Origin of the sequence: Kurthia gibsonii, from assembly GCF_006539985.1 — a bacterium.
Lineage (GTDB): Bacteria > Bacillota > Bacilli > Bacillales_A > Planococcaceae > Kurthia > Kurthia gibsonii.
On record NZ_BJOB01000012.1, the window covers coordinates 38142 to 61852 of the forward strand.

Consider the following 23711-nt stretch of genomic DNA (forward strand, 5'->3'; position numbering starts at 1 on the left):
AATTCCTTTTAGTTGTTTATAATAAAAATGAAGTTCTTCTTACTGAATGTTTTAAAAAATAACTTGATTTTTATACAAATTTAATCATTTATTCATAGATTTCTCTACATTTTATTTATAGTTAAATGGATATCCACGCATCCATTTGGATTAAACGACTGAATTCTGCTAAACAGACATGGTAAATTACACGACGTTCGAGGTGATATGATGCTGTTCATTCGTGTCCATTTGGAAAGTAAAGAATATCTTTCATTGCATCTATTTTCGTCGAATAGGTTATAACAATCGTCTTTATTTCTTCTACTGTTTCTGTTTTATACATTTTAAGCATTCTTTCTTTTGGGACAATTTCTCGCTCTATAATCTGTTGTAAATTACTGATATGAGCGGGGATTTCAATACGTTCAATAACAGATTGTTGATGACAATATTCCCTTTATTCTCTACGTCGACGGATACTTCATAATCTTTCAGTTCTGTAACTTCTTTTACTGTATATTTAATCGGCTTTCCATCTGCATTTTGATTGAAGGTAAAATTTATTTTTTTGAGATATAAAACATTTATCTAGTGATTTCTTAAAATATACATGATTAAGCTTAAACAACAAGAAAAGAGTATATTCGGAATTTAGCTTAATTTTCCAAATATACTCTTCTTTTAGTCATTCATTGGACAGTGCATCGCTTCTTTGGCTTCTGTCCAATGAACGGAATAGCCTTTTCCCTTTGCACAAAATACTGAATTTGAACTGTACTCAGGGTCAGCATCTTTTTGATACGCCATTTGCTCTATTACTTCCTCTGCATTATGACACACATCATAGCCATCGACACGGAGTTGCAGATTACCTCGACCATTCGTTGAAGCAGCAAACTGAATTGGATAGTTACGCATCGTTGCAACTGGTGCACGACCTGTCATATATACCTGTTCACCCATAAATTGTGGTTCATCTAGTTGTGCATGACGATTCGTTACATCTGTGACAATGCGTCCAAATAGTTCATGATGCACCTTCAATGAAAATGAATAATACGGTTCAAGTAATTGATTTTCAGCTTGTTCTAATCCTTGACGCAAGGCACGTAATGTCGCTTCTCTAAAATCACCACCTTCTGTATGCTTCGGATGCGAACGTCCTGTTAAAATCGTTACACGTAAATCAGTGATTTCAGAACCTGTTAAAATACCACGATGCTTTTTTTCAATGAGTGATTGCTGAATCATATTTTGCAGTCCGATTGCTAAGTCATTCGGGTGGCACTTACTCGTTACTTCAATTCCAGCTCCACGTTCATTTGGTTCGATTTGTAAATGCACTTCTGCATAATGCTTTAACGGTTCAAAATGGCCGTATCCTCGTACCGTCTGTTGAATCGTCTCTTTATAGATAATTGTCGGTTCTGTAAATGCAATTTGCTCGCTAAAACGTTCTTCAAAAATTTGCTGTAGCACTTCTAATTGAATCTCCCCCATAATATGAAGTGTTATTTTCTGTATTTCTTCTTGCCACGTCACACTAAGTGCTGGATCTTCTGCTTCTAACAGACGACAATATGCTAGTAACTCTTTCGGATGTAAGGCGCCTTCATAAACAATTTGTGTGCGCATGGTTGGACGCAAATCTATTTCATAAGAAGGCGTAAATTCACCTACTCCCATACCAACTGTTGCTTCTTTCAAACCAATTACCGCTACCGTATCACCTGCTTCCGCTCGTTGTAATTCCTCAAATTTTTTACCGTGATATTTTCGAATTTGTGTGATTTTAAACAAAGTCCCACCACAGCGCACATCATCTCTTACTTTCAACGAACCTTGATGAATTTTTATAAAGGCCATACGTTGATTTTGTTCAATATGACGAATTTTATAAATCATTCCTTGTAACTCTCCCGATTTATGCTGTGGCTGGAGCAATGTATCTAGCACTTCTAATGCAAAATCGATGCCTTCATCTTTTAATGCTGAGCCATATAAAATCGGTGAAAACTCTTGTACCATGAAAGCTTTCGAAAGCCTTTTTTGCCATTCGCTTTCGGATAAACTTCCTTCTAAATAGTCTTCTAAATATTGCTCATCTCGTCCCGCAAATTCTTCTATTCCTGTTGCCCAGTCATGAAATGGTAGTGCATATTCCATTAATTGTTGTTGAATTTCTTCTGTCACTTTTGCTGCATTGGCACTAATTAAATCCATTTTATTAGCGAAAAACAGTGTAGGAATACGGTATTTTCTCAGTAAACGATAAACTGTTTCTGTATGTCCCTGTACACCGTCTGTTCCATTTAATAGAAGAATTGCCCCATCCAGTGCCATAATCGAACGCTCCATCTCTGCCGCGAAGTCGACATGTCCTGGTGTATCAATCACCGTATAATCATTTTCTCGATATGTAAATGTTGCCTGTTCCGCAAAAACGGTAATGCCACGCTGTTGTTCAATCTCATGCAAATCTAAATGTGCATTTTGATGATCGACACGCCCAATGGTGCGAATACTTTTCGTATGAAAAAGTAATTGCTCTGAAAAGGTAGTCTTCCCTGCATCTACATGTGCTAAAATGCCAATTGTTTTCTTCATTGTCTTTCCTCATTTCTTATCAAAGCGTCTCTATTATGAATTATATCATGTCCAATAATAAAACCATCTTCTTTCGAATATACACGAAAAAAGATGGTTTGCTGTTTATTCCCATTCATACGGTGTTTCTTGGTACACATAGTAATTCAACCAATTGGAGAACAATAGATGCGTGTGTGAACGCCAACGATTCAACGGTTTTTTCGTTGGGTCGTCGTTCGGGAAATAGTGTTTTGGTACTTGCGGTTCGATACCCTTTGCAACATCACGGTCATATTCTTGCTTTAATGTATCTGCATCATATTCTAAATGACCTGTAATCATAATTTGTTTTTCATCACGCGATACGATAATAAATGCCCCTGCTTCGTCTGATTCAGACACGAGTTCTAAATCAGGATGGTTTAAAATAGCTTCTGTTGAAACAGATGTATTACGTGAATGTGGTGCTGTATATACATCATTAAATCCACGAATTAACTTAACTGTACTATCATGTACGATGTGATCGAATACACCTGAGCATTTTGATGGTAATGTATATTTTCCAATACCATAATGATAGTAAAGTGCCGCTTGTGCACCCCAACAAATATTCAGAACAGACGTGACATTTGTTTTCGTCCATTCCATAATCTCGACCATCTCGTCCCAAAAATCAACTTCATGGAATTCAAATAATTCAATTGGCGCTCCTGTAATAATCATACCGTCAAATTTGCGGTGTTTAATATGTTCAAATGTCGTATAAAATGACTCTAAATGATTTTTACTAACATTTTTCGATTCATGTGTCGCCGTATTTAAAAACGTAACATTTACTTGAAGTGGTGTATTTCCTAAAAGACGCAGTAATTGTAATTCGGTCTTTTCTTTTTCAGGCATTAAGTTAAAAATTAAAATATTTAACGGACGAATATTCTGACTTGTCGAACGTACTTCATCCATAATGAAAATCTTTTCCTCTTTTAAAATTTCAGTTGCTGGTAGTCCACTCGGTATATTGATTGGCATGATGAAACTCCCCCTTTAAATATAAAAAACCTCACTCTTTGATAAGAATGAGGCTACACATATGTATCCGACTCTTATCTATCAGAAGCATAATGGAGCTTCTGTAGGAATTAGCACCTTTCTGTTTTAAACAGAGGTTGCTGAAGCGTCATCGGGCCATTCCCTCGGCTTCTCTTGATAAGACAATATTGAATTATTAACTATCATAGCAGAACTATCCTTTAATAGCAAACATTTCTGATAATTCAATAAAATCTCTCGTTAAAAAATGTAAATAGTGTTTTTCGTCAAATGCAATATGGTAAAATAAAGAAGAAACACGCGAATTGAAGGAGTGACACAACATGATGACGATGCATCGTTCAACATTAATGAATCAATTTCCGAAAGCCATTTTCGGTACTTTAAAAGCTGCTGCAAAAAAGAAAGCTGCAACAGGCACAAAAATTATTGATTTAAGTTTGGGAAGTCCTGACTTACCACCTGCTCAAATTGTGCGAGAAGAATTAGCAAAACAAGCTGAAAAGTCTGATAGTTATGGCTATACGCTTGGTGGAACGGAGCGATTCCATGAAGCAGTTGCCAACTATTATCAACGTCGTAGTGGCGTGGAATTGGATCAACAAACAGAGATCATTCAAACGATGGGCTCTCAGGAAGGACTTGTGCATTTACCGCTCGCATTTTGTAATCCAGGAGATATCGTCTTAACAACGGACCCTGCTTATGTAGCTTATGCAGCAGGTATTCACCTCGCAAAATGTGAAGCATATGCAATGCCATTAACAGCTGAACATCAGTTTTTACCTGATTTTGATGTGATTCCAGAAGATATTTGTGCTCGCGCAAAAATGCTCATCTTAAATCTCCCAGGGAATCCCGTTCCAGCAATGCCTTCTGTCGCATTCTTTGAAAAGGCGATTGCTTTTGCGAAAAAACATAACTTAATCGTCATTCACGATGCAGCCTATTCAGAATTCTATTTTGAAGGTACAAAGCCGCTTAGCTTTTTGGAGGTACTAGGTGCAAAAGAAGTGGGTGTCGAGATTAATTCACTTTCTAAGAGTTTTAGCCTTGCAGGTGCTCGTATTGCATATATCGTTGGAAACGCTTCCATCATTGAAACATTAGGCGAACTCAAATCACACCTTGATTATGGTACATTCCGCCCAATTCAAGATGCGGCATGTGTTGCACTAGACAATGCGGAAGCAATTACAGATGAACTGCGCACCATTTTTTCAACACGTCATCGTGTACTATCAGAAGGTCTTGAAGCAATTGGCTGGGAACTCGCACCATCTGCTGGTGGTATGTTCGTTTATGCAAAGTATCCGCAACAACAAATGAATGACAAAGAATTTGTCCACCATGTCATTGAACAAACAGGCGTTGTATTCGTACCCGGTTCAATCTTCGGTGCATCGGGCAGAAACCATGTACGCATCGCACTCGTTCAAGATGAAAAACAGTTACAAGAAGCTGTTACAAGACTCGCAACTTTATAAATAGAAAAAGTCTGAACCCCTCATCAATAAGGATTCAGACTTTTTATTATTCAAGCGGTGTTTCAGGTTCTGGTTGTAACAGGTCAACAGGTGCTTTTTTACGTTGTGTAAAGTAATACATAAGCATGACTGTCGCTACAATGACTGCTGTAAAGAGAATTTGAGAGCGCATACTTGGAATAAAGAACATCGCTACAGCAAGTCCTCCTACCATAATCATCGTACCAATTGTTAAATACGGGAATAACCACATGCGTAATACAAGTTCATGTTCTGTTCCCTCTTTAATCGCACGACGACGCATCACAAGTTGAGAAGCTGCAATGATGAAATACATAATTAATGTAATCGCTGAACATGAATTGACTAAGAACATGAAGACTGCTTCTGGTGATACATAATTCATAATTACGGCAATATACGAAAATAATGTACTTGCTAAAATGGCATAAACAGGTGCGCCGCGCTTATTCAACTTTAAGAAAATTTTCGGTGCTTGTCCTTCTTCTGCTAAAGCAAAAGACATACGAGATGTTGCATACAGTGCTGAATTCAGACAAGATAATACAGCAGTTAAAACGACAAAGTTCATAATTTGCGCTGCTGCTGGAATACCGACATAGTCGAGTACTGCAACGTAAGGACTTGTTAAAATACTCGATGAATCCCATGGAAGCAATGTCACAACGACGGTAATCGAACCGACGAAGAAGACAAGAACACGCCAGATGATTGAATTCGTCGCTTTTTGAACTGCATTCACTGGTTCAGCAGATTCCCCTGCTGCAATCGCGACAATCTCTGTTCCCATGAATGAGAAGATGACAATGACAACCCCCATCATGACTGCGCCAAATCCATTCGGTAAGAACCCACCTTGACCTACTAAATTTGTAAAGCCAACTGATGAAAATCCTGGTACGATGCCGAAAATAATAAATGCACCGATTGCTAAAAATGCAATAATACTAACTACTTTAATTAATGAGAACCAATACTCGAATTCACCGTAGGCTTTTACAGATACTAAATTGGTAACCGTTAATGTTAAAGTTAAGATTAAACTTAATAACCAAAGCGGAATTCCATCATACCAATATTGAATGATGGCTGCTGCTGCAGTTGCTTCTAGCGCAATCGCAATTACCCAGAAGAACCAATAAAGCCAACCAACTAAAAATCCTGCCCATTTTCCAAGTGCCTGACTTGCATAAATCGCAAATGAGCCACTGGAAGGATTTTTAGCTGCCATCTCCCCTAACATGCGCATCACAAGGACAACAATGGTTCCTGCAATCACATACGATAAGATGGCGCCAGGTCCAGCTAAGTGAATAACTGAACCACTCCCCATAAAGAGTCCCGCGCCAATAACACCAGCGATGGCGATCATCGTCATATGCCTCTTTTTTAACCCCTTTTGTAACGACTGACCTTCATTCATCTACAACACCCCTTTATGCTTTGCTATTTATCCCAAATGGCTTTCACAACGGTATCGACAATCATTTGTAAATCTTCATCACTTGTATTGAGTGGTGGTGATAATGTTAGGACATTATTATATCCTGCAACAGTTGCACCGTTCTTCCCAATGATGATGCCTTGTTGTTTACACGCTGCAATGATGTCATTCACAACCTGAACGGCTACAGGTTGTTTTGTCTCTTTATTTTCTACTAACTCAATACCAATTAATAAACCTTTTCCACGTACACTGCCAACAAGTGCATGATTTTCAAGCTGTTCTTGAAGTGTTTGTAAGATTTCTGCTCCCTTAATAGATGATCGTTCAAATAGCTGTTCTTGCTCCATTAGCTCAATATTTTTAAGCGCTGCTGCACAACTCGCTGTTGCACCGCCAAATGTATTGACATGTCGTAAATAGTCATACATCTCACTCCCATTGAATGCTTCATAGATTTCTCGCTTCACAGCAGTTGCAGATAGTGGTAAGTAACCACTTGTAATCCCTTTTGCCATCGTTACAATGTCTGGTTTTACACCGTAGTGTTGATGTCCGAACGGCTTTCCTGTACGTCCAAAACCACAAATTACTTCATCAACAATGAGTAATGCATCGTGTTTTTCACATACTTCTTTTATACCGCGCATATATTGCTCATTCGGTATAATCACTCCGCCACCTGTAATAATTGGCTCCATAATCATAGCTGCAATCGTCTGACCCATCTCCCATGTCATGACATGGTCGACTGCTTGAACAGAAGGAAGTGCAGTCGGTTCAGATGCTTTTTCTGGTTGACGGTACTCATCAGGCGGTGCAACATGTAAAAAGCCCGGCGCAAGCGGTTCGTATTTGTATTTGCGTTCTGCTTGACCTGTTGCTGCTAAAGATCCCATCGAATTTCCATGGTATGCACGATAGCGCGACACAATTTTATATTTAGATGCTTTTCCTTGTTGCGCATAATATTGGCGTGCAATTTTGAAAGCGACTTCATTTGCTTCCGAACCACTATTTGAGAAGAATACTACATAGCCACCACCTAGTAATTCATTTACTTTCTCTGCGAGTTGAATCGCTGGTGGATGTGATTGCGATAATGGCGCATAAGCATTTTTCACCATTTGATTGTAAGCAGCTTTTGCGATTTCTTCACGCCCATAACCAACATTTACACACCATAACCCTGCCATCGCATCGATATATTCATGACCATCTGAGTCTTGAATACGTGCACCATGTGCTTTTTCTATAATCATTGTTGCTTGCGGATTATACGGTTTCATCCCATGCCAAAGATATTGTTCATCTACTGCTTTTGCGTTCATTTCTGTTTGTGTTTTAGACACATCAACCACTCCTTCTCATTCATGTTGTCTTTCTTACTTGTATTATCTGACATGAAAGGAAGAAATGTATGTTACATAATGTAAAATAATTAACAGAATATTTTTACATAAGTTAGCTTATTCATGAATTTTCGAAGATTTTTCTATAAACTCTTTTACGTATAGCATCATCTCAAACATCATACGATGATGTGGTTCACTCGAATCCATTCCGATTAATTCTTCTATTTTTTTCAAACGATGATATAATGTTTGACGCACAATATATAATTTTTGAGCTGTTTCCTGTTTGGAGCAATTCGTTGCTAAATAAGCGCGCAATGTTGGGAGTAACTCCGATGAATGTTTTTCATCATAGGCAATTAATGGTCCGAGATATTGCGTCATCACCTGCTCTACATCCATTGTTTGTTGTAAATTTAAAATCATATGCCCTAATAACACATCTTCATACAAACAATCTGTCGTCTGCAATACTTTTCGAATATGCATCGTTGTTCTGGCAGTTTCATATGCAGTCGGTACATCTTCCACTGATTCAACTGTTTTACCTGTCGCAATGCGTGTAACGGTGTCTGTTTTGAAAATCTTTTTAATCTTTAACACAGCCTCCCGTAACCGCGTCATCATTGAAGCTTCATCGCGCTGATTAAAAATAATCATATAATAATGCTCCTGATGATTCGTTGTACAGATTGTAAAGCCACGTTTTTCAAAAACATTGCGGGCATATAATGTAAAGTACACATCATCAAAGCCTTCTTGTCCTTCCAGCTGACCATTTGCTACATTCACATACAAAACGGTCATCTGCTTTATACGAATACGTTCATGTTCTTTTTCAAGATGCTGCAAAATTTCCGACTTCGATAATCGTCCTTCAAGCCAATCCTGTTTCCAAAGTTGCTGTGCTACCGTTTCTTTCTCAATTGAATATAGCTTCCTTAAAATAATTTGTGCGATAAATAGTGCAGTTCTCTCTAAAAACAAAGACTCACTTCCACTATGTAATCCATACCATTTCAATTGACCGTATTGCTGGGATAATAATAAAATCTCCTTTATTAAAGGCGCTTCTTTTTCAAGACGCGCTTTTTTCGCTGCATCACATTTTGGATAATAGACCGCTTTTTCATCTGTTAGTTGTAAAATACACTGTCCACCAATTGCCTCGACCAATACTTCAAGTAATGCTTCTGGTCGATTCGATGTGAGCGATGCCTTACTCAGTGTATGTGTATAGGCTTCCAGTCGCTCAATTAATTGGTACTGATGACTGATAATTTGGCGATGTACTTCTTGTGTAATATCACTAAAAGACACTTCTTTGTGAAAAACAACAATCGGAAATTGATGTTTTTTCGCTTTTTGTAGAATGGTTGTTGGAATTAACTGAACGTAACGACCATATTCAATGCATAGCCCTGCACAGTTTTTGGCGATGAGTTCATCTAAAAAACGTTCAAATGTATCGACATCTTTATGAATCCCCATTCCTGTTGTTAAAATGAGTTCATGTTCTTTCATGAGATGACCTACAGCTGAATTTTCAATAATATGTACCCACTTCACAAGTCGATTGATATTTCCCGTCATACATTCTGCCGATTGAAATTGCTCGTATTGTAAAATATCTGCTAATTGTAATTGTAAATTTTGCACATTTTCACCTCTTTTATGCTATCTATTATAATGTAGTTTTGTCGGAATTCTATAACTTTTTTGATTTATTTCTTAAAATTTAGATTTTTCAAATAAAAAAGTTTAGGCATTCATACACCTAAACTTTTTGTATAATCAACCTTGTTGATAAGCAATGCGTCCATCGACAACCGTCATGACTGCTTGCGCTTCTGAAATCGTTCCTTGAAATAAATCTCGGTCAAACACACTAAAATCAGCTACAAATCCTTCTTTAATCATTCCACGCTCATGTGACTTCCCAATAATTTCTGCGCCGCCACGTGTATACATTTGAATTGCTTCGAAACGACTGATGCATTGTTCTACACCATATACAACACCGTCTTTTTTACGTGTGACAGCCGCTTCAATTCCAAGTAGCGGGTCGATTCTCTCTATCGGTCCATCACTGCTTCCTGCACATGGGATTCTATGTTCAAGTAATGACTTCCATGCATAAGCATATGGTAGACGTGCTTCACCGAGTCGCTCGGCTACCCAAGGAAAATCTGATGTCACAAATGTCGGTTGAACGTCGACTGCAACAGGCAGTTTTGCGATGCGCTTTAATAAATCTTCATTCACTAAACACGCATGAATCAATCGATCGCACACACCTTCAGCCGCTGGGTAACTTTCCATCATCGTTACGACTTGCTCTGCTGCGGCGTCACCAATGACATGAACCGCAATGGGCGCGTCATATTTTCGTGCGAGCTGGAATAATTTCGCCATCTCCTCATCTGTTTGAATGAGTGTTCCCTTCCATCCCGATTGATCTGCATAATCTTCAACCAGTGCCGCTGTTGAACCGCCAAATGAACCGTCCGCAAAAATTTTCATTGCACCGCGTTCCATAAATGGTTCATCAAACGTAAGATTCGCTTCCATCATTTCTTCAAATACATAGTAGTGCATAAGTAGATGACAGCGAAAATCTTGTCGTTCAGCTAAAACTTCGCGGTACGCACGATACGGTTCTTGGTAAGGTCCATAATAAGCGAAATCTTCGGTATGACCTGCTGTTAATCCTTTTGATAACATTGTATCCATTGCGACATTCAAAGCTTTTTTTAATTCATTCACATATTGCTCACCCTCTTGAATTTGAGCATCACGCAATTGTTCTGCTGCCGCTTCATAGACAAGCCCTGTTAAATTCCCTTGTTCATCGCGTCCGACAGACCCCTTATCTGAATCTGTGTAATTTTCTAGATTAGCGGCGCGTAATGCAGCTGTATTTCCTAAATAGACATGACGACATATACGACTAATTGCAATCGGTCCTTGACGAATTGCATCGAGTTCTTGTAATGTCGGAATCGTCGGGTCTAAAAATTGATTTTCGTTGAAACCTTCCGCAATGAGCCAACTATCTTCAGGTATATTTTGGCTTGCAATCGTGAGTAAATATAACATTTCTTCTTTTGATTGGACGGACGATAAGTCGAGTCGCATTAACTGTAGTCCTACGCCAATCATATGTAAATGACTATCAACGAAGCCGGGATACATCACTGCCCCTTGTAAATCAATGATTTCATCTGCTTCTTTTTTTAAATCTTCGGTAGAGCCGCATGCTATAATGCGCCCATTTTCTGTTAAAACCGCCTCTATCGTATCGCCTTCTGATTCCATTGTGTAAATTGTGCCGTTGATCCAAACTTTTTTCACGTACACATCACCCCTTTTTCCATTTATTCTCTCTATTATCTCTTTTTAACGATTAAAAAGAAAGTAATTCTGTTCGAAAAAAAGAGAAGCAGGTACGAACACCTACTTCTCTCAATCATTTATTTACGCATCTTGGTTACTTGGGAATGAGAACGCTGTTGTCGCATGCTCATCCGCTGTTAGCCATTTTTCAGAAATGGTTTTTGTTTTTGTAAAGAAGCGCGCTTGATCTGGACCAAACATATGCCCTTCACCGAATTTTGAGCGTTTAAAGCCACCAAAGTTATGATAACCAACAGGAATTGGAATCGGTACGTTGACACCGACCATACCTACATCAATCTCATCTTCAAAGTGACGAGCTGCGCCACCATTATTCGTGAAGATCGTTACACCATTTCCTAGTTCATGTGCATTAATTAAATCGATTGCTTCTTGTAATGTTGAGACGCGTGTCACGATTCGAACAGGACCGAAGACTTCTTGTTCGTATGCATGCATGCCTGGCTGTACATGATCAAGTAATGTTGGACCTACGAAGAATCCTTTTGATTCTTTTACAATATCCCAATCACGTCCATCAACCACAACTTCTGCGCCTTCTGAAATGGCACGCTCGATTGATTCGATGACAACATCTTTTGATTGCTGTGTGATAACAGGCCCGAAATCAATGCCGACTTCTTGATAATCGCCGACTTTTAGTTGTGAGATTTTTTCTTTTAAAATCGCCACAAAACGATTCGCAGTGTCTTCACCGACTGGAATAGCACCTGAAATCGCCATACAACGCTGCGAAGCAGCACCATATGCAGCACCTAAGAACGCATTCGCTGTTTGGTCTAAATCCGCATCTGGCATGATGACCATAAAGTTTTTACCGCCACCGAATGCTGCCACACGTTTACCATGTTTTGTACCTGTTGCATAAATATACTCTGCAATTGGTGTTGAGCCAACGAATGAGATGGCCTGTACATCTTTGTTCTCAAGTAGCTCATCTACTGCTTCTTTACCACCATTAATTACCGTCCATATACCTTTTGGTAGACCTGCTTTTTCCCATAGTTCACATAGGAATAATGCCGACATGGGTACTTTTTCAGATGGCTTTAAAATGACCGCATTTCCTACCGCGACAGCCATACTTGTAATCGCAAGCGGCACCATTACTGGGAAGTTGAAAGGTGCAATCGTTCCAACAACACCGAGTGCATCTTTACGAGAAAAGGCATTAATCTGACCACCCACGTTAACAGAGTATTCTCCTTTTAACATTTGCGGTGCAGCAATCGCCATATCTACTGACTCTAAACCACGTGTGATTTCCCCTTTTGCATCTTCACGTGTTTTCCCACTCTCCGTACAAATCAGCTCTGTTAATTCCTGTTCATGTTCTACAAGTAATTGACGGAAACGATGGAGAATTTCAACACGCTTACCAACTGACGTATTACGCCACCCTTTGAAAGCTGCTTTCGCTGTCGCAATCGCTTCGCGTACTTCCACACGTGATGCAAGTGGTACACGCGCAATTTCTTCACCTTTAGACGGATTGTAAACCGATGCATAATCACCGCTCTTACCTGCTACTTTTTCACCATTCACATAATGATGTAACTGCTGTACTTTTTGTTCTACTGTCATCTAAAACACCCCTTCATCTGCTAGTAATCTTTTACTTACACATAATTTACCATATAATAGATACAGAAAAATTGCACGATGCGTAATGATTCAAAAGCGAGAATTAGACAAAGTGTAAAGTGTTCAAAAGAAGTATGTAAGTATATAGCCTTCGAGTTCGTAAAAAAGGTAGCCAATCAAAACACTTAGGAAGACCGTACGTCCAATTTTCTCATGTTTTTGCTGTTGTTCAAATCGTAAAAAATCATGACCTAATAGCCATAAAACGGCTACCATCACAACAATCTTCGTAAAAATATGTGGATCATTCCACTGCATATCTTTTAAATTGAGGACAACCCACATCACAATCATGATGTTTATGAAACCTTTTAATTTCATCTGTACCCTACTCTTTTCAATTGTTTTTAGAAGTTCACTTCATTAAATATTGTAACACACCAAAAATGAACGCTTCCTCTATAGATATCTTGCCAATTAAAAAGACGACTGTATAATCGTCGTCTTGTACATTGAGATAAAATGTTTTACTACTATCTAAAATAAACCTTCTAATTCTGTAGACCGTATTTACGAATCGATGTCATTTCGCCGCTGTTTTTGAATAGCTTGTTGTAGCGGTAGCTGACTACATATTCGCGCTCTGTTTTAGAATCAATGTTTTTTGCGAGTGAGTCTGTAAGTTCATAGTCTTTTCTCTCGATTTGAATGTATTGATGGTTATCTTTTTTAATGATGTTCTTGTCTGATAGTTCAATACGTTCTTCAGCAACAACGACTTCATTCATCATATAAACTCCCCAACCTATTACAGCTAGTACAATGATACCGACAATCGTTAAAACGGTACGATTTGCTTTCATGTTGTTCACGCTCCTATGTGTTTTTTCGGAATACGAATAAGGCAGTTGGTGTCGACTGCGGTGGAATACTGCGTGTCGTGATTTTACAAAGTGCAATGACATACGCTCCGTCCGTTAGACGTGCGCCGTATTTTTTCGTCTGTGCGCTATGACGAATCATACAAACGTCGCTAATACACGATGTCACCTCATCATAGATTCCTTCATATAGTCCATAAAAAGTCGATTTTTCAGAAATGAATAATACATATTGTCCATATAAACGATAGAGGCGAAAATAACTTTGAGCAGGTATTTTATGTAGCGAAATAGTGTCACCTGCTTCCCAATCTATGACTTCTGTTGTAATCGGTAGATGCATAATGAAATCCTTTGTTTGTAGGTAAATATATGTTTTTTCCATCTGAAGTTGTTCTATTTTCCCCTCGATTGTATGTACCGTCACTCTAACACCCCCACTTTCTTCCATTTTAACATATAAAAAGGTAAATATATACATAAAAAAATCTCCCTAGTTTTATTAGGAAGTGAATTAGGCGTGATTTTCACAGACGGTTTGGTCCCTGTTCCGCACCGTCTATGACAAACCACAGATATTTAAGAGGTATACAGCGTGAATGGTGATTCTCTGAACACATTAATTCACGTATATTAATTAGACATTTACAAGCATTACTTGTTTTAAAATCTGCACTGCTTCATCAATTTCTTGTTGGCTTACATTTAGTGGTGGTAAGAGCCTTAGTGTAGTCGCACCTGCTCCGACAACGAGTAAACCTTTTTCTTCACATGCCGCAACAACTTCTGGAATCGGTTGTGTTAATTCAATTCCAAGTAGTAATCCCATACCACGTACTTCTACTTCTGGTAAGTGAATCGCGAGTTGTTCTTTAAAATAGGTAGAAGATGCTTTCACTTTTTCTAAGAATGGATCATTGAATGTTACATCTACAATGGTTTGTGCGATTGCCATCGCCATCGGATTTCCACCGAATGTCGAACCATGTGTACCCGCATTGAATGTATCGAATAATTCCGCTGTCCCAAGCATAGCGCCGATTGGGAACCCACCACCAAGTCCTTTTGCGAGTGTGACAATATGTGGTTTTAAAGCTGTCTGTTCAAAAGCATAGCGTGTACCTGAACGCGCAATACCAGTCTGTACTTCATCGACTACGAGTAAGATCCCTTTTTCGTCGCAAATATGTTGAATCGCTTCGGCAAATTCAGGCGTGACAACGTGTACACCGCCTTCTCCTTGTACGACTTCTAACATGATTGCGGCGGTTTCATCGTCTACTGCTGCTTCAAGTGCTGCCACATCATTAAATGGTACATATTCAAATGTATCAACAATCGGTCCAAAATCACTATGAACCTTTGCTTGTCCAGTTGCGCTCATCGCCGCAAAAGTACGTCCATGAAAAGACTGTTCAAATGTAATCATCTTATGTTTTTTCGTATGTTTACGTACCAATTTGATTGCAGCTTCATTCGCTTCTGTTCCTGAGTTACAGAAGAAAGCGTGAGCAAGGTGTGTATCTTTCACAAGATCATGCGCTAACTTTTCTTGTGCATGACTTGTATATAAATTTGATGTATGCCACAATTTTTCACTTTGCGCTTTCATCGCTTGAACTAATTCCTCAGGACAATGCCCCAACGTCAAGACGGCAATACCGCTAGTAAAATCTAAATAGCGTTTTTGTTGATCATCCCATACGTACGTCCCTTTACCTTCCACAAGATGAACAGGTCTTCGATGATAATTTTGAAATAATGCGCTCATTGTGTCACCTTCTCTTTTAAAATAGTCGTTCCTTGTAGCGTTGCACCGACGATTTTCACTGCTGGAATTCCTGCATCGACGCAGGTCATCGCTGCTTCTACTTTTGGAATCATGCCACCGTAGATTGCACCTGTCGTAATCCACCCTTGAATTTGCTGTGCAGTCGTCTGCTGAATCGATACATCTTCAATACGAATGCCATCTACATCTGTCACAAATAATAGTTCATCAGCTTGATTGGCAAGTGCTACATCACAAGCTACAGTATCTCCATTAATATTGAGAAGTTGCCCTGTATTTGTCGCACCAATACATGCAACGACAGGTAGAATATTCAGTGCTTGTAACTGCTCTAATATCGCCATATTGACTGTATCGATCTCCCCTACATAGCCAAATACTTCTTTATTTAAATAATGGCACCGTAATAACTTCGCATCTTGACCATTCAATCCAATCGCTTTGATACCTGCTTGATTGAGTTGACCAACTAGCATTGGATTCACTTCACTAATGAGTGTATTTGCTACGAGATGAATGGCTTGTTCATCTGTTACACGAATACCGTCAATTTTATGTGTGGCTATATTTGCCTGCGCAAGTGCCTCATTAATCGCTGGACCACCGCCATGAACGATAATGACATCATATGTTTGTTGCACTTCTTTTAAGTGTTGAAAGAATGTTTCATTCAAACCTTCTAACATACTTCCACCTAATTTGATGACCATTCTTTTTTTACGATCTGTATGTGGCATTGATTTGGACATAGTCATAGGTTAAGTCACATCCCCATGCTTTTCCTACACCATCTCCTTGATGTAAGTTCGCATAAATTTTCACTTCATGATTTTTTAAGTACGCTGTTAATTCTGTTTCAGAGAAAGGAATCGGTTCTCCCTTTTCAACAACCGTTGTATCACCGATTTTGATTAGAATATCTGTCGGATCAATTGTGCAGCCGCTATAGCCAATGGCACAAATAACACGTCCCCAGTTCGCATCACAACCGAATACGGCTGTTTTTACAAGTGGTGATCCAACAACTGTTTTCGCAATTTTACGTGCTTCTTCATCCGTAATTGCACCTTCAACTTTTACTTCAATTAGCTTCGTCGCACCTTCTCCGTCCTGTGCAATCATTTTTGATAAATCTTCTGCTACTTTGACAAAAACATCTTCAAAAATCGACCATTGTGGATGTTCTGGTGTTAATGGGTTATTTTGAGCTAAACCGTTAGCTAATACAAGAACCGTATCATTCGTTGATGTATCACCATCTACTGTAATCGCATTAAATGTCGTATCCGTTGTTTTCTTTAATAATGCTTGTAACTCTTTTTGTTCGATATTCGCATCTGTCGTAATAAAACCAAGCATTGTCGCCATATTCGGCTCAATCATACCTGAACCTTTTGCAACACCTGCAATGATGACTTCTTGTCCATCAATCTCGACTGCATACGCTGTATTTTTCATAACCGTATCTGTTGTTAAAATCGATTGTGCAAAGTCAATCGCATTTTCAAGTGTATGTCCTGGTTGAATCATATCAATGCCTGCTACTACTTTGTCCATCTTCATAATTTCACCGATAACACCTGTTGAAGCTACACCTACAAGTTGCGGTGAAATCCCCAACTTCTCTGCTGTCAGTTGCTGCATTTGTAGTGCATCTGCTATACCTTGTGTACCTGTACATGCATTGGCATTACCTGAATTAATGATGATTGCCTGCATCTTTTCATTCGTATAGACTGTCTCTTTCGTCAATACAAGCGGTGCTGCTTTAATCGCATTCGTTGTGAATACACCTGCTACACTCGCTGGTACTTCACTTACAATCATGCCCAAATCTTTCTTTTTATGCTTTAGTCCACAATGAATACCTGCTGCACTAAATCCCTTTGGCGCAATAATACTTTCACTTGTTAACTTTTTTACTGATTCAACGATTTGTGCCATACTTTGCTCTCCTTTTAGATGAACAGCGGTACTTGTTTTAGTCCTGCCTGTTCTTCATATCCCATTATTTTATTCATGTTTTGAATTGCTTGTCCTGCTGCACCCTTCACTAAATTATCAATCACCGCAACAACGGTTAAGCGATTCGTTCGTGCATCTAAATTAATCGTCATATCGCAGTAATTCGTTCCACGCACTTGATTCGTACTTAACTTTTGTACACTTGGTACAATTCGAATGAATGGATCATCTGCATATACATCTTCATACGCTCTATATAACTGTTCTTCCGTTACCCCTGATTCAACTTGTAAATAGCTCGTCGTAATAATGCCACGAATCATCGGAACAAGATGTGTTGAAAATGTAATCGGCTCAACTTTTCCTGTAAATAATTCAATCGCTTGCTCAATTTCTGGAATATGTTGATGATGATTAATTTTATAAATCGTTGTAGCTTCGGTTGTTTCTGTAAAGTGCGTCATTTGTGATGGCTTATTACCTGAACCAGATACACCACTTTTCGCATCAATAATAATATTGTGATGCTTTACTAACCCCTTTTGCAATAAAGGTAGAATAGAAAGTAACGTCGCTGTCGGATAACAACCCGGGTTCGCAATCACTTGTGCTTCTTTAATTGCTGCATCATTCCAACCACATAAACCATAAACGCTTTGATTGACTAAATCTTGTGGGGCAGCTTTTTTACCATACCAATTTTCATAATTTTCAATATTCTTTAATCGCAAATCTCCTGATAAATCGATAAAGACTGTTTGCTCATGATAGATTTCCGGAATTAATTGACCCGATATGCCAGAAGGCGTTCCAAGAAAGACCACATCTAATTGTGCTATGGCTTCTTTCGTAATCGCTTCAAGCGGCTGATCATATAATGTTGTTAAGTGCGGGTATTTTGCTGAGAATGATATCCCTTCTTCTGAAGAAGTAAATAATTGAATCTCTTGGACTGCTGGATGACTGCTTAGTAGCCGAACGAGTTCTAATCCTCCATAACCTGTTGCACCAATGATGCCCACTTTCATCGAATCACCTCTTTCATATGATATTCATATTATATAAATGTATATTTATAATGTCAAATGTATTTTTATTTATTTTGAAAATTTTAGAAAATTCCGTTTTAATTCAGCATTTTATTTTACAAAAGAGGTTCTCACGCAATTTATATCCTCTCTTTCTTTATAAATGAGCTTGTATTCGTTAAATTGCTTCTTTTATTCGTGCATAAAAAAACATTGAGCGATTTAAAACATACATTTCCATGTATCTTTATTCACTCAATGTCTCTATTTATGATTTCGGTTGTTCGTCTTGCTCATCTTTCCATTCCATCACTTCATATTGTTCGTGATCATCATGGAATTTATTAAAACGCTTTTTAAACAGGTTCCATAAATGCGATACAACTACTTTTAAGACTGCATATCCTGGAATCCCCAGTACTACTCCTGCTACACCATATAACGAACCTGCTGTTAATAGAACGAAAATAATCGTAATTGGATGCACATGTAATGATTTACCCATTACTTGTGGTGAGATGAACTTCCCTTCAATTAACTGTACTATCGTCCAAACTACAGCTAATTTTAATAGCATGACAGGTGCCGTTACAATCGCAATAATGGCTGCGGGGGTAATGGCTATGATAGGTCCTAGATAAGGTACGACAGATGTAATCATAGCTAAAAAACCAAGTGGTACAGCATAATCAAGTCCGATAATTAAGAAACCAATCGTCACCATCGTACCTATACAGAAGGACACGATAATTTGTCCTTGAATGTAGCTACTAATTTGGTGATCCGCATTTTTTAATACATGCTCTGTACCGCCACGTAAAGATGGTGGTAATAATTTCATAAAAGCACGTGGTAATTTTTCACCGTCTTTTAATAAGTAGAATAAAATGAATGGAACAGTTACAAGTGCTAATACAATGCCTGTTAATGTCGTTAAAAAACCTGTGATACTTGTCGCAAGTCCTTTACCTAACTGACCGGCTCCATCTTTTACATAATCACTAATTTCTTTTGTTGTATTATTAATCGCTTGGTCAAGCCGCAGGTCATACTTATCAAGTATTGCTGCAACTTTCGAACTTTCAACAAATTTTTGAATGGTATCTAAGAACTGAACAAAATATTGAGGGAATTCTGTAATTAGATTCATAAATTGCTCGCGTAAAAATGGTACAACAAGCGTCACAAGCAATGTAATCAACCCTGCGAGTGCAACATAAATGATGAGAATTGCCCATACGCGATGAATACGCCACTTCATTAATAATTTTAAGACTGGTCGTAGTAAATAGAAGGCAATCACTGCTAATACAACAGGTAGCAGTACTGTATGGACGAATACGATAATTGGTTCAAAAATGAATGAGACCTTTGTGTAAAGATACAAAGCAATTCCCATTAAAATTAATGTGACTAATCCAAAAAGCAAATTTTTACCGCCTAAAAACTGAATAAACCGTGTGTTAAAAAAATCTCTTTTATTCGGTTCCATAGCACACCTCCAACTCTTTCTATTTCTCTATTGTTCTCAGTATACACCTTTTATTGGTTAAAGCGTAAGAATTTATCCAGTGCTTCGATATTTTGTTCTAAATTGATTTGGATGACTGATCCTGAACCGGGTACATTCGCAAATGTATAACTATTTTCAACAGGAATCGTTAATTTTTCGATTTTTACATCGCCGCCTTTTACAGCACCTAATAACATCTTCAACTGATCACCCTTCGTTAAATCTGACTGAATTGACCCTTGCACAACACCAAGTAATTTAGGATAGTTTTTCACATTTTCAACTTGAAGAACTTCTTTTTTCAATGCTTCAATTGCTTGTTGTTGACGTTCAACACGTCCAAAGTCGCCTTGTGCATCATAGCGGAAACGTGCAAACCCAAGTAGTTCTTTACCATTCAGACGTTGTGTTCCTTTTTTCAACTCGACACCAATATTTTTTGACATATCATGTGGCACAGTTACTTCTACCCCATTCGGAGCAGCAACATCTACTACTTTTTCAAAATTTTTAAAATCAACTACCGCTACATGATTAATTTCTACATCAAACATTTGTTTCAATGTCGCTTTCAATAAATCAGCTCCACCTAAATAGTAAGCTGTGTTTAGTTTATAACTTTTGTAACCCGGGATATCGGCATAAATATCGCGCATGAATGAAACTAATTTGACGTCATTTGTTGCTTTATTCCATGAAGCTAACATCATCGTATCAGAACGTGATTGTTTTTCGCCACGCGAATCAATACCGACTAATAGAATATTCTCAATCTCCTTACTGCTTTGTGGGTCACCATTAAACTCCAACGTTGCTTTTTCAGGAGCTTCTTCTCCAACAGCTAATTGTTCTCCAGATTTATATTGTAGGTAAAAATAAACGCCACCGATGATTGCGAGTAAAAATAATGCTGTAAAAAAGATTCTTCCTTTTCGTAACTTACCTTTTTTTCTTCTTTTTCGTGTTTGTGCCATATCGTTTAAATTCTCCTTTCGTCTCATCGTTTTCTTCTTTATAATAGTAACATGCTCTCTACAATTTTTTGAGTAGTTATTATATTAAAAAAATATTTTACATCTTTCTTTTAGGAGGTCTTTTATGTCCAATCAATCATTACAAAAAGCAACATTCGCCGGTGGCTGTTTCTGGTGTATGGTTAAACCATTCATCGAGTGGGATGGAATCGAATCTGTTACATCTGGCTATATGGGTGGAACTGTTGAAAATCCAACGTATGAACAAGTTAAAACAGGTGAAACCGGTCATACAGAAGTGGTTGAAATCATTTATGACCCTACACAATTCCGCTATGAGCAACTTTTGGAGTTATTTTGGCAACAAATTGATCCAACTGACGACGAAGGTCAATTCCAAGACCGCGGTTCAAATTATCGTGCAATGATTTTTTATCATAATGAAGAACAGCGTGTACTTGCTGAACAATCAAAAGAAGTATTGGCTAAGTCTGGTAAATTTAAAAAGCCGATTGTTACACCAATTGTACCAGCCGAGACATTTTACATCGCAGAGGATTACCATCAAGACTTTTATAAAAAGAAGCCAAAAGAATATAAAGAAGACCGTGCGCAATCTGGACGCGATGAATTCATTTCATCACATTGGGATGAAGATACGTCTATGTGACGTTATTGTATAAAAAAGGTTCTCATTTTATTTCATTGTTTTTTTGGTAGAAAGAAGTGACTTTATGGATTTATTTCTTGTTATATTACCTGTACTGCTCGTATTTTCAACAGGTTTTATTGGTCAACGCATTCTTCATTTTAATATTAAAAACATCTCCACTTTAACACTATACGTCATGTCACCCGTATTAGCGTTCCGAACATTTTATATGACACCGATTAATATCGATTACATGTATATTTTTTCGTTTGCGATTTTATTGTGTGTTCTACTGTTCATCGTAACATTCCTTGTTACGCGCCTCTTACATAGTGACCGTTCAGAAACATCTGCTGTCATGCTTGGTGCTGTCTTCATGAATAGTGGTAACTACGGAGCGCCTGTTGCATTATTTGCATTTGGTGACGAAGGCTTTCATATTGCTGTCATTATTATGGTTATTCACTCCCTCTTTATGAATACGCTTGGTATCTTTATTGCTTCTGTGGGTAGTGACGACTCCCCAAGCTTAAGCGTATCCTTTAAAAAGGCATTGAAAATGCCCGTTTTATGGGGTGCTGTCATCGGTTTAGTTTTACAACTAATTCATGTACCAGTACATCAATCTGTCATGAATGCTGTTGACTTAATCGCAGATGCTTCCATTCCTGTGGTCATGCTTATTTTAGGGATGCAGTTAGCTGTGATTTCAAGAAAACGTGTCAATTATGTAGCAATGGGTGCAACAACAATCATTCGTATTATCGCTTCACCACTTATTGCAGCAGCTATTCTGTATTTCATGCCTTTACCTCCACTTGTAAAATCCGTTTTAATTTTACAAGCTGCGATGCCAGCTGCCGCAAATACGACAATGCTTGCACTACAATTTAATACAAAGCCTGATCTCGTTTCGTTCACAACATTAGTGACAACACTACTGAGTATCATCAGTATTCCGATTGTTTTATTTTTCTTAGGAGTTTAAAACTTTTTACCCTCACGGTTCGTCTAATAGATACGTGAGGTTTTTTTATTAAAAAACTGTTTATGTCTGATTTTTCAGGGAATATATATCTTAATATCCTACCTATACATAATATTTTATCCTTGTAGGTGGAAAAGAGGAGGTCTTCATCATGTCTTATCTATTCAAAAAAACAGGTACATTCATCACAACTACCGCTGTCGCATTTAGTATTTTGACGTTAACACCTACCTTTTCTCAAGCCAAGAGCACCTATAAAACGGTTTCCGTTGAACAATTCAGAGAAGTTCAACCGAATAAAACCGTTCATATTTTCAGTAAACCTTCTGCTAATTCAAAAAAATATGTGAAACTACCGAAGAATAGTGCTGTCATTGTTACAGGACAAACGAAGAACGGATTCTCAAAAATTCGTTATCAATTCCAATATGCCTATGTAAAAACATCTGCGTTGAAAAAAGTTTCTTCTAAAACAGGCACACATTACGCGCGAGATATTTCTAAAAAATATCGCTACGACGTACCAATGAATGCAGGTTCGATTTATGCGCGTACATTTACCGCTTCTTTCTTAAAAACGTACAAACCGAGTCCAGCAGTTACAAACTTCTGGTTCTATAAATCTTCACCAACACAGTTCGGGATTACAGAATATGATACAAGCAAAGGGCTTTATACAGGTGATATAGAAGATGGATATTTATCCCTTTCTATCAAATACCCAATTAAAAAGAATTTAATCTGGTCTGGCGAACTTGGTCAAAAAACAAAAATTACGCAAACAAAAGCCACTGCTAAAACAAAAGCTGGCACATTTAAAAATGTCGTTGTGACCCAAAATGGCAAAATGACCTACTACTACGCACCAAATAAAGGACTAATCCAAACAAAAGACCGAGGTAAAACGTTTATCCAATTAACAAAATAAAAGCAAAGCGAGGAAGCCCTTTAAGGCTTCCTTGTTTTTTTATCAGGTGGATCTGTTT

The 23711-nt window shown here is 38.1% G+C and carries 20 protein-coding genes and 1 riboswitch; of the genes, 4 read left to right on the forward strand and 16 right to left on the reverse strand.

All coding sequences use genetic code 11. From position 1 onward, the window contains the following. Positions 1 to 663: 663 nt before the first annotated feature. Together KGI01_RS05795 and metA are read right to left on the reverse strand one after the other, a co-directional pair. On the reverse strand, positions 664 to 2589 hold the full coding sequence (locus tag KGI01_RS05795; RefSeq protein ID WP_141273904.1) for an elongation factor G: 1926 nt from the start codon (positions 2587 to 2589) through the stop codon (positions 664 to 666). 105 nt (positions 2590 to 2694) lie between these two features. Then, entirely contained in the window at positions 2695 to 3603 is a 909-nt protein-coding gene (gene metA / locus KGI01_RS05800; RefSeq protein ID WP_141273905.1) for a homoserine O-acetyltransferase MetA, read from the reverse strand. Between the two features lie 71 nt (positions 3604 to 3674). Further along, positions 3675 to 3787, reverse strand: a riboswitch (SAM riboswitch). Between the two features lie 163 nt (positions 3788 to 3950). Between metA and KGI01_RS05805 the strand changes: the two genes are divergently transcribed. Further along, complete coding sequence (locus KGI01_RS05805) at positions 3951 to 5111, forward strand: aminotransferase class I/II-fold pyridoxal phosphate-dependent enzyme (protein WP_141273923.1); 1161 nt, start codon at positions 3951 to 3953, stop codon at positions 5109 to 5111. 46 nt (positions 5112 to 5157) lie between these two features. Here KGI01_RS05805 and KGI01_RS05810 read toward each other — a convergent pair whose 3' ends face one another. From KGI01_RS05810 to KGI01_RS05875, 14 genes are all read right to left on the reverse strand, one after another. Beyond that, a complete protein-coding gene (locus tag KGI01_RS05810; RefSeq protein WP_141273906.1) occupies positions 5158 to 6555 on the reverse strand; it encodes an amino acid permease in 1398 nt (465 codons plus the stop codon). Between the two features lie 23 nt (positions 6556 to 6578). Then, positions 6579 to 7928, reverse strand: coding sequence for an aspartate aminotransferase family protein (locus tag KGI01_RS05815; protein WP_255314746.1), 1350 nt, complete (start codon positions 7926 to 7928; stop codon positions 6579 to 6581). A gap of 117 nt (positions 7929 to 8045) precedes the next feature. Then, positions 8046 to 9590, reverse strand: a complete 1545-nt coding sequence (locus tag KGI01_RS05820) for a PucR family transcriptional regulator (RefSeq protein ID WP_141273907.1) — start codon at positions 9588 to 9590, stop codon at positions 8046 to 8048. 135 nt (positions 9591 to 9725) lie between these two features. Beyond that, the gene (locus tag KGI01_RS05825; protein WP_141273908.1) at positions 9726 to 11285 is read right to left on the reverse strand and encodes an amidohydrolase; all 1560 of its coding nucleotides are present in this window, start codon (positions 11283 to 11285) and stop codon (positions 9726 to 9728) included. A 123-nt stretch (positions 11286 to 11408) separates the two neighbouring features. After that, the gene (locus tag KGI01_RS05830; RefSeq protein ID WP_141273909.1) at positions 11409 to 12932 is read right to left on the reverse strand and encodes a CoA-acylating methylmalonate-semialdehyde dehydrogenase; all 1524 of its coding nucleotides are present in this window, start codon (positions 12930 to 12932) and stop codon (positions 11409 to 11411) included. Between the two features lie 123 nt (positions 12933 to 13055). Further along, positions 13056 to 13313: a hypothetical protein gene (locus KGI01_RS05835; RefSeq protein ID WP_141273910.1), complete on the reverse strand. Its 258-nt coding sequence runs from the start codon at positions 13311 to 13313 to the stop codon at positions 13056 to 13058. A 170-nt stretch (positions 13314 to 13483) separates the two neighbouring features. Continuing rightward, complete coding sequence (locus KGI01_RS05840) at positions 13484 to 13795, reverse strand: hypothetical protein (protein WP_141273911.1); 312 nt, start codon at positions 13793 to 13795, stop codon at positions 13484 to 13486. A gap of 13 nt (positions 13796 to 13808) precedes the next feature. After that, positions 13809 to 14240 (reverse strand): hypothetical protein, encoded by a 432-nt coding sequence (locus tag KGI01_RS05845; protein ID WP_141273912.1) that lies wholly within the window; start codon positions 14238 to 14240, stop codon positions 13809 to 13811. A 210-nt stretch (positions 14241 to 14450) separates the two neighbouring features. Next, entirely contained in the window at positions 14451 to 15584 is a 1134-nt protein-coding gene (locus KGI01_RS05850; protein ID WP_141273913.1) for an acetylornithine transaminase, read from the reverse strand. Beyond that, a complete protein-coding gene (argB, locus tag KGI01_RS05855) occupies positions 15581 to 16360 on the reverse strand; it encodes an acetylglutamate kinase (protein ID WP_141273914.1) in 780 nt (259 codons plus the stop codon). Before argB ends, KGI01_RS05850 begins: the two co-directional genes overlap by 4 nt. After that, positions 16323 to 17549 (reverse strand): bifunctional glutamate N-acetyltransferase/amino-acid acetyltransferase ArgJ, encoded by a 1227-nt coding sequence (gene argJ / locus KGI01_RS05860; RefSeq protein WP_141273915.1) that lies wholly within the window; start codon positions 17547 to 17549, stop codon positions 16323 to 16325. The genes argB and argJ overlap by 38 nt, the downstream gene beginning before the upstream one ends. A gap of 14 nt (positions 17550 to 17563) precedes the next feature. Further along, positions 17564 to 18598: an N-acetyl-gamma-glutamyl-phosphate reductase gene (gene argC, locus KGI01_RS05865; protein WP_141273916.1), complete on the reverse strand. Its 1035-nt coding sequence runs from the start codon at positions 18596 to 18598 to the stop codon at positions 17564 to 17566. Between the two features lie 268 nt (positions 18599 to 18866). Then, entirely contained in the window at positions 18867 to 20090 is a 1224-nt protein-coding gene (locus KGI01_RS05870) for an AI-2E family transporter (protein WP_141273917.1), read from the reverse strand. Positions 20091 to 20140: 50 nt separating this feature from the next. Then, positions 20141 to 21085, reverse strand: a complete 945-nt coding sequence (locus tag KGI01_RS05875) for an LCP family protein (RefSeq protein ID WP_141273918.1) — start codon at positions 21083 to 21085, stop codon at positions 20141 to 20143. Between the two features lie 124 nt (positions 21086 to 21209). Between KGI01_RS05875 and msrA the strand changes: the two genes are divergently transcribed. The 3 genes from msrA to KGI01_RS05890 all read left to right on the forward strand — a co-directional run bounded on the left by msrA (position 21210) and on the right by KGI01_RS05890 (position 23653). After that, the gene (msrA, locus tag KGI01_RS05880; RefSeq protein ID WP_141273919.1) at positions 21210 to 21755 is read left to right on the forward strand and encodes a peptide-methionine (S)-S-oxide reductase MsrA; all 546 of its coding nucleotides are present in this window, start codon (positions 21210 to 21212) and stop codon (positions 21753 to 21755) included. 64 nt (positions 21756 to 21819) lie between these two features. Then, the gene (locus tag KGI01_RS05885; RefSeq protein WP_141273920.1) at positions 21820 to 22725 is read left to right on the forward strand and encodes an AEC family transporter; all 906 of its coding nucleotides are present in this window, start codon (positions 21820 to 21822) and stop codon (positions 22723 to 22725) included. A gap of 151 nt (positions 22726 to 22876) precedes the next feature. Then, the gene (locus KGI01_RS05890; RefSeq protein WP_141273921.1) at positions 22877 to 23653 is read left to right on the forward strand and encodes an SH3 domain-containing protein; all 777 of its coding nucleotides are present in this window, start codon (positions 22877 to 22879) and stop codon (positions 23651 to 23653) included. The last annotated feature ends 58 nt before the right edge of the window (positions 23654 to 23711 follow it).

Bases quoted from the DNA above. Each gene is read 5' to 3' on its own strand.
- KGI01_RS05835 (WP_141273910.1), bottom strand. From the start codon at position 13,313: ATGAAATTAAAAGGTTTCATAAACATCATGATTGTGATGTGGGTTGTC.
- argC (WP_141273916.1), bottom strand. From the start codon at position 18,598: ATGAAAGTGGGCATCATTGGTGCAACAGGTTATGGAGGATTAGAACTC.
- msrA (WP_141273919.1), top strand. From the start codon at position 21,210: ATGTCCAATCAATCATTACAAAAAGCAACATTCGCCGGTGGCTGTTTC.
- KGI01_RS05875 (WP_141273918.1), bottom strand. From the start codon at position 21,085: ATGGCACAAACACGAAAAAGAAGAAAAAAAGGTAAGTTACGAAAAGGA.
- argB (WP_141273914.1), bottom strand. From the start codon at position 16,360: ATGACTATGTCCAAATCAATGCCACATACAGATCGTAAAAAAAGAATG.
- KGI01_RS05810 (WP_141273906.1), bottom strand. From the start codon at position 6,555: ATGAATGAAGGTCAGTCGTTACAAAAGGGGTTAAAAAAGAGGCATATG.
- KGI01_RS05870 (WP_141273917.1), bottom strand. From the start codon at position 20,090: ATGGAACCGAATAAAAGAGATTTTTTTAACACACGGTTTATTCAGTTT.
- metA (WP_141273905.1), bottom strand. From the start codon at position 3,603: ATGCCAATCAATATACCGAGTGGACTACCAGCAACTGAAATTTTAAAA.
- KGI01_RS05805 (WP_141273923.1), top strand. From the start codon at position 3,951: ATGACGATGCATCGTTCAACATTAATGAATCAATTTCCGAAAGCCATT.
- argJ (WP_141273915.1), bottom strand. From the start codon at position 17,549: ATGGCACAAATCGTTGAATCAGTAAAAAAGTTAACAAGTGAAAGTATT.
- KGI01_RS05830 (WP_141273909.1), bottom strand. From the start codon at position 12,932: ATGACAGTAGAACAAAAAGTACAGCAGTTACATCATTATGTGAATGGT.
- KGI01_RS05840 (WP_141273911.1), bottom strand. From the start codon at position 13,795: ATGAAAGCAAATCGTACCGTTTTAACGATTGTCGGTATCATTGTACTA.
- KGI01_RS05885 (WP_141273920.1), top strand. From the start codon at position 21,820: ATGGATTTATTTCTTGTTATATTACCTGTACTGCTCGTATTTTCAACA.
- KGI01_RS05890 (WP_141273921.1), top strand. From the start codon at position 22,877: ATGTCTTATCTATTCAAAAAAACAGGTACATTCATCACAACTACCGCT.
- KGI01_RS05850 (WP_141273913.1), bottom strand. From the start codon at position 15,584: ATGAGCGCATTATTTCAAAATTATCATCGAAGACCTGTTCATCTTGTG.
- KGI01_RS05795 (WP_141273904.1), bottom strand. From the start codon at position 2,589: ATGAAGAAAACAATTGGCATTTTAGCACATGTAGATGCAGGGAAGACT.